General features: G+C 68.7%; 2 protein-coding genes. Both read right to left on the reverse strand.

Annotated features, from left to right (window positions below; genetic code table 11):
• Window positions 1-2,334: condensation domain-containing protein (locus tag ACN0X6_RS08805; protein ID WP_417703264.1), on the reverse strand; the 2,334-nt coding region annotated here is incomplete at its 3' end.
• Window positions 2,331-11,990, reverse strand: a complete 9,660-nt coding sequence (locus tag ACN0X6_RS08810; protein ID WP_417703576.1) for an amino acid adenylation domain-containing protein — start codon at window positions 11,988-11,990, stop codon at window positions 2,331-2,333. The genes ACN0X6_RS08805 and ACN0X6_RS08810, both read right to left, overlap by 4 nt.
• Window positions 11,991-12,086: the final 96 nt, after the last annotated feature.

Consider the following 12,086-nt stretch of genomic DNA (forward strand, 5'->3'; position numbering starts at 1 on the left):
GCCGGCCAGTTCCGCCGGCAACGCTTCGCCACTGCAGACGATGTGGCGCAGGCTGTCGCAGCCGTGCAAGTCACCATGACCGACAAAGGCCGCCAGCATCGAGGGCACGAAGTGCAAGGTGCTGATGCGCTCGCGCTCGATCAGCTCGACCAGCTTGGCCGGGTCGCGGTGATCGCCCGGTTGCGCCATCACCAGGCGCGCACCGCTGATCAATGGCCAGAAGAACTCCCACACCGACACGTCGAAGCTGAACGGGGTTTTCTGCAGCACCCGGTCTTCAGCCGTGAGCTGGTAAGCCTCCTGCATCCAGGCCAGGCGGTTGTACAGCGCCGCATGGCTGTTGCCGGCGCCCTTGGGCTTGCCGGTGGAGCCGGAGGTGTAGATCAGGTAGGCCAGCTGCTCGGGGTGAATGTCCACCTCGGGCGCGGTCTGCGGCTCTTGAGAAAGATCCAGATGATCGAGGTTGAGCACCTGCACACCGCCCACCTGCGGCAGGCTGTCGATCACCGCGTCGTGGCTCAGCAGCAGGCTGACGCCGGCGTCGTCGAGCATGTAGCGCAGGCGTTCGGCCGGGTACTCCGGGTCCATCGGCACATAGGCGCCGCCGGCCTTGAGGATGGCGTACAGCGCTACCACCATCTCCACCGAACGCAGCGCCGCCACACCCACCAGGCTGTCGCGGTTCACGCCAAGTTTTTGCAGATGGTGAGCCAGCTGGTTGGCGCGCAGGTCCAGCTCGGCGTAGCTCAGACGCTGCTCGCCGCACACCAGGGCGATGGCCTGCGGCTGCGCCCGCACGCGCCGTTCGAACTGACGATGCACCGGCTCGACCGCGCCGTAATCGACGCGGGTAGCATTGAAGCTGGTCAGCGCCAGACGATCCTGATCATCGTCCAGGCGGTGCTCGCCGATGGCCAGTTGCGGTTGTTCCAGCAGCTGCTCCAGCAGGCGGATGAAGCGCTGGTGCAGACGCTCCACCGTGGCGGCTTCGAACAGGTCCAGAGCGTAGTTCCAGTTGCCGGCCAGCGCTTCGCCCGGGCCTTCCCAGGTGTGCAGCGCCAGATCGAACTGGGCGCTGCCGCTGTCCAGGGCGATCAGCTCGGCACGCAGGTCGGCGGTCAGTTGCAGGCTGTCCTGCGGGCGCTGCTGATGGTTGTAGAGCACCTGGAACAGCGGGTTATGGCTGAGACTGCGCTCGGGCGCCAGCGCCTCGACCAGTTGCTCGAAAGGCAGCGCCTGGTGCGCCTGTGCACCCTGCGCCGTGCGCAGCACCTGCGCCAGCAGCTGCTCGAAACTCTGCTCGCTGCTCAGCTCGCTGCGCAGCACCTGGGTGTTGACGAAGAAGCCGATCAGCCCCTGGGTTTCGCTCTGCGTACGCCCGGCGATGGGCACGCCGACGCGCAGGTCGCGCTGCCCGCTGGTGCGTTGCAACAGCACCTTGTAGGCCGCCAGCAACACGGTGAAAGGCGTGCAGCCCTGTTGCCGGGCCAGCTCGCGCACGCGCGCCGCCAGCGCGGGCTCCACGCGAAAGGCCAGGCGCGCGCCACGAAAGCTCTGCTGCGCCGGGCGCGGATGGTCGCAGGGCAGCTCCAGCAACGGCTGCTCGTCGCCCAGTTGTTCGCGCCAGTAGGCCAGTTGCCGCTCGCCTTCGCCGGCATCCAGGCAGGCGCGCTGCCACAGGGCATGGTCGGCGTAACTCAGCGGCAGCTCGGCAAGTGCGGCAGGTTCGCCCTGCACGCGCGCACGGTAGAGCTGCGCCAGTTCGGTCAACAGCAGCTGGATCGACCAACCGTCGGCGATGATGTGATGCAGACAGACCAGCAGCACATGCCGCTGCTCATCCTGGCGCAGCAAACCGATGCGCCACAGCGGCGCCTGCTCGAGATCGAACGGGCGCTGGGCGAACTCACGCGCCAGGGCGGCAAAGTCATCGCCCCGCAGCGGCTCCAGGCTCAGTGCCGGCGCTGCTTCGACGCACTGACGCGGGTTGCCGTCGGCATCGGCGAAGAAGCGCGTGCGCAGGCTCGGGTGACGCTGCGCCAGATCACCGAAGGCGCCCAGCAGCGCGGCCTCGTCCAATGGCCCCTGCAATTGCAGGGCGCCCGGCAGGTGATAGGCGCTGTTGCCCGGCTGCAGCTGTTCGAGGAACCACAGGCGCTGCTGCGCGTAGGACAGCACGCTACCCTCGGCATCGGCCGCACCCGGCGGGATCGGCAACGCCGAGGCGTCGAGCCCCTGATCGCGCAGCTTGTCGAGGAAGGCGCGGCGCTGCTGTGGCCCCAGGCCGAGAAAGCGACGCGACAGCAGCAGGGCTTTGTCATGCAACAGATTCACTGAATTTCCTCCAGAGCGCTCATCAGGTCGTCGAGCGCGTCCAGCCGTTCATCGTTGAGGGCCTGGCTTTCCAGGGTGCGGATCAGGCTGGCCATGGCGGCCACGGTGGTGGCCTCGAAGGCCTGCGCCAGCGGCACCGTGACGCCGCGCGTCTCGCGGATCAGCGCCAGCAGGCGGGTGGCCAGCAGCGAGTGGCCGCCGAGCTCGAAGAAGTGGTCGTGACGGCCGACCTGCTCCACCTTGAGCAGGTCGCGCCAGAGCTGCGCCAGGTGCTGTTCCAGCTCACCCTGTGGCGCCTCGAAACTGCGCACCTGCGCCTGTGGCGCCGGCAGCGCACGGCGATCCAGCTTGCCGTTGGCGTTGAGCGGCAGGCGCGGCAACAGCATGATCTGCGCCGGCACCATGAAGGCTGGCAGCTGCGCAGCCAGCTCCGCTCGCAAGGCTTGCTGATCGATGCTCTGGCCGGCTTCGGCCACGCCATAGGCGATCAGCTGCGTACCGGCTGCTCCCTCGTGGGCGACCACCACCGCCTGACGCAGCGGCGCACTGGCCAGCAGGCAGGCTTCGATCTCGCCCAGCTCGATGCGCTGGCCACGGATCTTCACCTGGAAGTCCACCCGGCCGACGTATTCGAGCTGGCCCCCGGCGTTCCAGCGCGCCAGGTCGCCACTGCGGTACAGGCGCTCACCCGGTGCGCCGAAGGGGTCGGGCACGAAGCGTTCGGCCGTCAGCCCCGGGCGCGCGGCATAGCCACGTCCCACGCCGGTGCCGCCGATGTACAGCTCGCCGACCACGCCAGCGGGCAGCAGCTCGAGGTCGCCGCCCAGTACGTACAGGCGGTTGTTGTCGGTCGGCTGGCCAATGGCGATGGACTGCCGACGGGCCGGCGCCGCATCCAGGCGGTACAGCGCCACGTCATCGGCGCACTCGGCCGGGCCGTAGGCGTTGATCATCGGCACCTGCGGGTAGCGGGCGAACCAGCGCGTGGCCAGCTCATGGCTCAGCGCCTCGCCGGTGGGCAACAGCCAGCGCAGTGCCGGCAGCGCCACTGGCGCAGCTTCGAGCATGCCGTCGATCACCGCCGGCACCGCCTCCAGCACGCTCACCCCGGTAGCAGCGACGCACGCGAGCAAGGCCTGCGGGTCATGGGTGATGGCATCGGGGATGATCTCCAGCGCGCCACCGAACAGCGGCGCGGTGAGCAGCTGCCAGACCGAGATATCGAAGCCGGTGGCGGCAGTCTGGGCGACCACGTCCGCTTCGCCGAGTTGCAGGTAAGGCACCTTGGCCAACTGGTTGTTGAGCATGCCGCGCTGGTTGACCATCACTCCCTTGGGCTCGCCGGTGGAGCCGGAGGTGTAGATCAGGTAGGCCAGGTGCTCGGGGCCGGCGTAGCGCCCGGGGTTGTCGCGGCGGCCATGCTCCAGCAGGTCTTCGTAGACCAGCACGCGCGGCGGCTGCGGCAGTTCGGCGAGCATCGCCTGAACCTGCGCCAGTTGCTCGCGCAGGGTGATCAGCACCGGCGCGGCGCTGCTGGCCAGCATGCGCGCGCTGCGCGCCGGCGGATGGCGCTCGTCCAGCGCCAGGTAGGCGGCACCGGCCTTGAAGGCGCCGACGATCAGGCTCAGCAGCGGCAGGCCACGGGGTGCATACAGCGCCACCACGTCATCGAACTGCACGCCGCACTCGATCAGGCCATGGCCGATACGGTTGGCCCGCTCGTTGAGTTCGAGGTAGGACAGCGTCTGCCCCTGGCAGCGAGCGACAGTGCGTGCGCCCTGCTGCTGCACCTGCGCCTCGAAACGCGCCAGGTAGCTCTGCGCATACCAGTGCGGCTGCATGGCGCCCTGGCCCAGCCGACACAGGGCGTCGCGCTCGTTTTCATCGAGCAGGCGCAGCTCGCTCAGCGCACGCTGCGGCGCCTCGCTCAGCTGCAACAGCAGACGACGGAAATGCTCCACCAGCACCTGCATGTCGGCCACGGCGAACTGCTGGGTGTCGAAGCTCAGTTGCAGGGTCAGGCTGGCACCCGGCAGCAGCACCACGGTCAAGGGATAGTTGGTGTGGGTGCGGTTGGCCAGCGGCGTAATGCGGTAGGTCTCGACCGCCTCTTGTACTTCGCCACCGAGCGGCACGTTCTCGAACACGAACAGGCTGTCGAACAGCGGCTGGCCGCGCGGCGTGTCGGCAAGGTTCTGCACCTCGGCCAGGGACAGTTGCTCATGCTGGCGCATGCCGGCGTTCTGCGCCTGCAGCGCCTGCAGCAGGTGCAGGCCAGTCACTGCCTCGCCCGGCACTCGAACGCGCAGCGGCAGGGTATTGATGAACAGCCCCAGCGCCTCTTCGATGCCCTCCAGCTCGGTGGGCCTGCCGGCTACGGTTACGCCGAACAGCACGTCGTCGCGCCCGCTGTAGCGCATCAGCAACAGCGCCCAGGCGGCCTGGACGAAGGTGTTGACGGTCAGTTGATGGCTACGCGCCTGCTCGGCCAGGGCGCGGGTCTGCCCGGCATCGAGCGCGAGACTGACGTCATGCATGCCCGCCTCGCCCTGCTGGCGGCGATAAGGCAGCGGCGTGACCGTGTCGAAGCCGGCCAGCGCATCGCGCCAGTAGCGGCGGCTGGCCGCCTCGTCCTGGCGTGCGAGCCAGGCGATGAAGTCGCGATAAGGCCGCGCCGGCGGCAGTTGCAGGCTGCGCCCGAGCAGGCGAGCGCGGTACTGGGCGAAGAACTCGGCCAGCATCAGGCCCCGGCACCAGGCGTCGATCAGGGCATGGTGATGGCTCTGCACGATGCGCAAATCGGCTTCGGCGAACTTCACCAGGCGCAGGCGCAGCAAAGGCGCCTGGGTGAAGTCGAAGCCACACTGACGCTCCTCGCGCAGGATCGCCTGCAACCTGGCCTCGGCTTCATCACGCGGCAGTTCGCTGAAGTCGAGGAACTGCACCGGCGACGGAACCTGACGCAGCACCAGCTGATGCGGCGTGCCGTCGAGGTTGCAGAAGGCCGTGCGCAGCGCCGGGTGACGCTGCACCACCTGTTGCCAGGCATGGGTGAAGGCCTCCACGTCCAGCGCGCTGGCCACGGCGTACTGGTCCTGCATCAGGTAGATGCCACTGCCCTGCTCCAGCTGGCTGTGCAGCAGAATGCCCTGCTGCATCGGTGCCAGCGGGAACAGGTCTTCGATCTGCTGCGGCGCATGAGGCAGCGTGTCGAGCTGCGCCTGGCCGAGCGTTGCCAGGGGGAAGTCGCAAGGCGTCAGGCCACCGGCACCAGGCGCGCAGCAATGCTCGATCAGTTGCCGCAGCGCCTGTTCGTAGAGGGCCAGCAGACGCTCGACGCTGCGCGTCTCGAAGCGCGCACGGCTGTAGGTCAGCGCCAGTTGCAGGCAACCGCCACGGACCTGGCCGTCGATGGCGAGGGCATTGGCCAGCGGGCCGCTGCCGTCGCGTGGCGCGCCGCTCGCTTCGTCGGCCAGACGCCAGCGTGCAGCGGCCTGATCATCGAAACGGCCCAGGTAGTTGAAGGTCAGCCCCTGGCCCGTCAGCTCCTCCAGCGGGGCCTTGGCCAGGTACTTGAGCACGCCGTAGCCGATGCCCTTGTCCGGCACCTGACGCAGCCCTTCCTTGACCTGCTTGAGGGTAGCGCCGAGGTCATCGCAGGCTTGCAGCGCGACCGGATAGAGACTGGTGAACCAGCCGAGCGTGCGGCTCAGGTCGAGCTGATCGCCTTCGCGGCCATGGCCCTCCAGGCTGATCACCGTGCGCCGGCGCCCGCTCCACTGCCACAAGGCCTGGGCCAGCGCCGCCAGCAGCACGTCGTTGATCTGCGTGCGGTAAGCCGCCGGCACCTCGCCGAGCAGGCGCGCGGTGGTGGCGGCATCGAGCTGCAAGTGCAACTGGCCAGCATCGGCGACCCTGGCACTGCCTTCGGGCCGGTCGCAGGGCAGGCCGGGTTCGGCCGCGCTGAAGCCCTGCCAGTACTCCAGTTGCGCCGCCAGGTCCGCACTGCCGGCCAGGGCCTGCAAATGCGCCGACCACTGCTGGAAGCTCGCGGCCACTGCTGCGAGGCTGACCACCTGTCCGGCCAGTCGCTGCGTGTAGGCCTGCTGCAGATCGTCGAGCAGCACGCGCCAGGACACGCCATCGACCGCCAGATGATGCACAGCCAGCAACAGGCGGTTGCGCCCGCCTGGCAACTGCGCCAATACCGCGCGCAGCAACGGGCCGCGTTCGATATCCAGGCTGCGCTGGGCTTCGTCGCACAGCGCCGGCAGGTCGTCGGCGGCAGCCACCTGGCAGACCCACAGCAGCTCCTGCGCCGGCTGCGCGTCGCGATAGCGCTGCTGCCAGTTGCCCTGCGCATCCTGCTGGAAACTCAGGCGCAGGCTGGCGTGATGACGCACCACGGCTTGCAGCGCCTCGGCCAGCGCACGGGCGTCGAGCGGCTCGTCCGCCGCCAGCAGCAAGGACTGGTTCCAGTGGCCGATACGCGCCGGGGGCTGGGCGAAGAAGCGCGCCTGGATCGGCGTCAGGGCGAAGCTGTGCGTCACCTCGGCGCTGGCACTTGCGGGTGCCACCGGCGTCTCTGCAACGACGGCGACCTGCGCCAGCTCGGCAATGCTCTGTTTCTCGAACAGTTGCTTGGGCGTCAGGCGAATGCCCTGGCGCCGCGCACGGGCGATGATCTGCAGGCTGAGAATGGAGTCGCCACCGAGGGCGAAGAAGTTGTCGCGACGACCGACACGTTCGACCTTCAGCACCTGCTGCCAGAGCGCCGCCAGTTGCGTCTCGACGCCCTCGTGCGGCGCCTCGAAGCCCTGCTCTGCCGCCTGCGGCTGCGGCAGCGCCTGACGGTCGAGCTTGCCATTGGCGGTCAACGGGAAGCGTTCGAGCAGCAGCACATGGCTCGGCAGCATGTAGTCCGGCAGGCGCTCGGCAAGCTGCGCCTGCACCTGTGCGGCGTCGAGAGAAGACTCTTGCACGACCACGTAGGCGAGCAACTGGCCGCGTTCGTCCAGCTGCACATGGGCATCGGCGATCCCCGCCAGGCCACGCAGCTGCGCCACGATCTCGCCGAGGGCAACGCGATAACCGCGCACCTTGACCTGATCATCGCCACGCCCGAGAAACTCGATACGCCCGTCGGCCAGCAGGCGCGCACGGTCGCCGGTGCGATACAGGCGCTCACCGCTGGCGAAGGGATCGGGCAGGAAACTCGCCGCCGTCAGCCCCGGACGCGCGAGATAGCCGCGCGCCAGGCCAGGCCCGCCCAGGTACAGCTCGCCGACCGCACCCTGCGGCAGCGGCGTCATGCCAGCGTCCAGCACCAGGGCGCGGACGTTGGGCAATGGCCGGCCAATCGGTACCACGCCGTCCAGCGCTGTCAGCTCGGCGTCCGTGACCTCGTGAGTCAGCACGCCGACCGTGGTTTCGCTGGGGCCGTAGTGGTTGATCACCCGGCACTGCGGGCGCAGGCGCTTGACCTCCTTCACCAGCTCGGCCGGCAGCGCTTCGCCGCCGAAGATCAGGGCATGAGCCGGGACGGCCCGCGCCCCCGCGCCAGCCTGCAGCAGGCCGGCCAGATGAGTCGGCACGATCTTGAGAATGCCGACCTGCTGCGCGCTCAGGTAGTCCGCCAGGCTATCGGCGTCGGCCACGCTTTCCGCGCTCAGCAGGTGCAGGGTCCGCCCGGACAGCAGCGCACCGAACAGCACGGTATGGCCGAGGTCGGCCGCCACGGTGGAGACCATCGCCATGCTCGCCTCAGGCGCCAGTGCCAGTTGTTCCAGCAAACCTTGTACGTAGTCGGCCAACGCCGCATGGCTGATCACCGCGCCCTTGGGCTGGCCGGTGGTGCCGGAGGTGTAGATCAGGTAGGCCGCCTGTAGCGGATGCACCGGCACCGTTGGCGCATCGCTGGGCTGCTGGCGCCACGGCGCGTCGGCGCTGAAGTCCAGCCGTGGGCCGGCGAAGAATTGCGCCGAGGCGTTTTCACAGAGTAATACGGCGCAGGCGCTGTCGGCCAGGACGAAGGCCTGTCGCTGCGCCGGCCAGGCCGGATCGAGCGGCACGAAAGCGGCGCCGACCTTGAGCGCGGCCAGCAGGCCGATGACAAAAGCCGGCGACCGCTGCAGGCACAGGCCGACGCGCTGCTCCGGCGCCACGCCGAGGGCGAGCAGATGCTGCGCCAGCTGATTGGCCTGGGCGTCCAACGTGGCGAAGCTGCAGGGCACGCCGTCGTGCATCAGTGCCACGGCCTCGCCATGCACCTGCGGCTGCCACAGATCGAGCACCTGCGCAACGGCGAACCTGCGCTCGACGCCCACGACCTGCGAAGGCTGTGCCGTCAGTTGCAGGCTGGCCAGCGGCGCTTGCGGCTGCGCCAGCAGTTGCTCCAGCAGATGTTCGAAATCGGCGGCGAAGGCGGCGATGCGCGGCGCTTCGAACAGATCCTGCGCATAGGTGAAGGCGGCCTCGATGCCTTCGGGCAGGTCGGTGATGTCCAGCCCCAGATCGAAGTGCGCGGCCTGCTCGTCCAGCTGGCGCGCGCTGAGGGTCACCTCGGGCAGGGCCAGGTCCTGGGCCAGGGCGAACTGCTGGGTGAACTTCACCTGGAACAGCGGGTTGTGGCTCAGGCTACGCTGCGGCGCCAGCGCATCGACCAGTTGCTCGAAGGGCAGCAACTGGTGATCCTGCGCGCCGAGGGCCGCCGTCCGCACCTGCGCCACGACATCGGCGAAGCGATGCTCGCCGCCGAACTCGCTGCGCAGCACCTGGGTGTTGACGAAGAAGCCGATCAGCGCCTCGGTTTCCCGGCATACGCGCCCGGCACTGGGCACGCCGACGCGGATGTCGCGCTGGCCACTGTAGCGCTGCAGCTGCACCTTGAAGGCGGCCAGCAGCAGCATGAACAGGGTGATGCCCTGGTCCGCGGCATGGGCGCGCAGACGCTGGCTCAGCGCCTCATCGAGACGAATGGCGTGGCGCGCGCCGCGATGGCTTTGCCGAGCCGGGCGCGGATGGTCGGCAGGCAGTTGCAGCAACGGCTGCTCATCGCCCAGCTGCTGCTTCCAATAAGTCAGCTGACGCTCGCCCTCGCCCGCCTGCAGCCAGCGCCGCTGCCAGATGGCGTAGTCGGCGTACTGCACCGGCAGTGCCGGCAGGCTCGCCGGCTGGCCGAGGACATGGGCGGCGTAGAGCTGGGCGAACTCACGGATCAGCACCTGGATCGACCAGCCGTCGCAGATGATGTGGTGCATCACCAACAGCAGGCGCTGATCGTCCTCCCCCATCCGCACCAGGGCGAGGTGCCACAAGGGGCCTTGCTGCAGATCCAGCGGCAGGTTCATTCGCTCATCGCGTAGGCGCGCCAGTGCTGCTTCGCTATCTACCTCGCCACGCAGGTCGAAACGTGTCAGGTCGACGGTAAATGGCGGATCGATGCACTGCAGCGGTACGCCATCCTCTTCGCCAGCGACGAAACGCGTGCGCAGGCTCTCGTGGCGACTGACCAGGTCATCGAAGCTGCGCTGCAGTGCCGTCTCGTCGAGCCGGCCCTGAAAGCGCAGTTCACCGCCCAGTCGGTAGGCGCTGGCGTCACCCTGCAAGCGCTCGAGAAACCACAGGCGCTGCTGCGCATAGGATTGCACGCACTGTGCGTCACGCGCCTCGCCCAGCAGTGCCGGCATCTGCCGCGTCGTACGCGGCTGCGCCGCGACCCAGGCACTGAATGCCCCCAGGCGCGGCCGCTCGAACAGGCTGTCGGCCTGCAACTCCAGCCCCAGCTCGGCGTTGAGACGCGCCAGCACCTGCATCACGCCCACCGAATCCCCGCCGCGCGCGAAGAAGTGATCGCCCGGCTCCAGGTCCGTGCAGCCCAGCACCTCCTGCCAGGCCTGCAGCACCTGCGGCAGCACGGCGCCGGCTTGCGGCGCCGGACTGGCCGCATCGGCCCCTTGCAGACGCCCCTTGTACCACTGCGCGAAGGTCGCCAGGCTGCCGTTCTGCCAACCGCTGCGGCAGGCCGAGCGCTGCAGCTTGCCGCTGGTGGTGCGTGGCAAGGTGCCCGGCTCGAGCAGCAGGATCAGCTGTGGCGCCAGCTGGAAACGCTCGCCCATGCCATCGGCGATACGCTGGCAGATCATCTCGGCGCTGATCAGCTTGCGCACGTTGCGGCTGATCTCCAGCGCCAGGCCGACACCCTCCAGCCCCTGCTCGTCGGTGACGGCGAACGCGGCGATACGCCCCTGGCGCAGCAGCTCGATGTCCTGCTCCAGGGCCTGCTCGATGTCCTGCGGGTAATGGTTCTGGCCATTGAGAATGATCAGGTCCTTCAGGCGCCCGGCGATGAACAGCTGACGCTCGCGCACCACGCCCAGGTCGCCGGTACGCAGCCAGCGCTGACCATCACGTTCGACGAAGGCCTCGGCGGTCGCTTCAGGGTTGCGCCAGTAACCCTGGGCGATGCTCGGCCCGGCGACCCAGATTTCGCCGACCTGATCGTCCCCCAGCACCTGAAGCGTCTGCGGCTCGACGATGCGCAGCGGGTGCTCGGCATCGCTCCAGCCACAGGCCGGCAGGCGGCTGTGCGCCTGGCCCGCTGTCGTGCCGGCGAACGCTTCCACTTGCGGTTCACGCTCGGCAGCATCGACGCACACATACAGCGTCGCTTCGGCCAGGCCGTAACTCGGCGCCAGCGCCTGGGTGCGGAACCCCGCTGCCGCGAAGCGCTGACTGAAGGCCTGCAGGGTGTCCAGACGGATCGGCTCGGAGCCGGAAAACGCCAGGCGCCAGCTGCTCAGATCGAGCGTTTCCAGGCTGCTCTGCGGCACGCGTTCGGTGCACAGGCGATAGGCGAAATCCGGCCCGCCGGAGAAGGTGCCGCCGTATTGGCTGATGGCCTGCAACCAGCGCGTCGGCCGGGCGAGGAAGAAGTTCGGCGCCATCAGCGTCAGGGTGCCGCCATGCAGGATCGGCAGCAGCAGCCCGGCCATCAGGCCCATGTCGTGATACAGCGGCAGCCAGCTGACCCAGGATTCCTCCCGGCCGGCGCTGAAGCCCCGGCTCATGCTGCGCTCGTTGGCGAGCAGGTTGGCGTGACTGACCATCACGCCCTTGGGCGCACGGGTGGAGCCCGAGGTGTATTGCAGGAAGGCCAGCGCATCGCTGGCGATCAGGCGTGGCTGGTAGCCGGCGCGGTCGCGGACATCGACATCCTCGATGGCGATCAGCGCCGCGCCATGCACGAGCAGTGGTTGCAGCGCCGCCTGGCAACGCAGGATCACCTCGCGCGGCGCCAGCACCACAGAGGGCTGAGCATCGAGCAGGATGCCGGTGAGGCGCTCGATGTGCATCTGCCGGTTGTTCTCCGGCGCAAAGGCCGGCACCGCTATCACGCCGGCATACAGGCAGCCGAAGAAGGCGGCGGCGTAATCGGCGCCGCTGGGCAGCATCAGCACGCAACGCTCGCCACCCTGACAGCCCATGCGCTGCTGCAACAGGCCGGCGACCGCCAGCGCCTGCTCACGCAGTTCGGCGTACGTCGTCAGCAGCGGCTCGCCCTGATCCGCCACGATATGCCGGATGGCCACACGGCCCGGCGCGCGCTCGGCGTGATAATCCAGAATATCGGCAAAATGCTGCGCCTGATCCACCATCGATCTCATCTCGTCACCCGTGAAAACTCGTGCCTGCGTACGGCCCGGCAGTGACTGCCGAACCGCTCGCGGAAGAAGGAAAAAACTGCGTCAGCC

Source organism: Pseudomonas sp. (genome assembly GCF_048269965.1).
In the GTDB taxonomy this organism is placed as follows: domain Bacteria; phylum Pseudomonadota; class Gammaproteobacteria; order Pseudomonadales; family Pseudomonadaceae; genus Aquipseudomonas.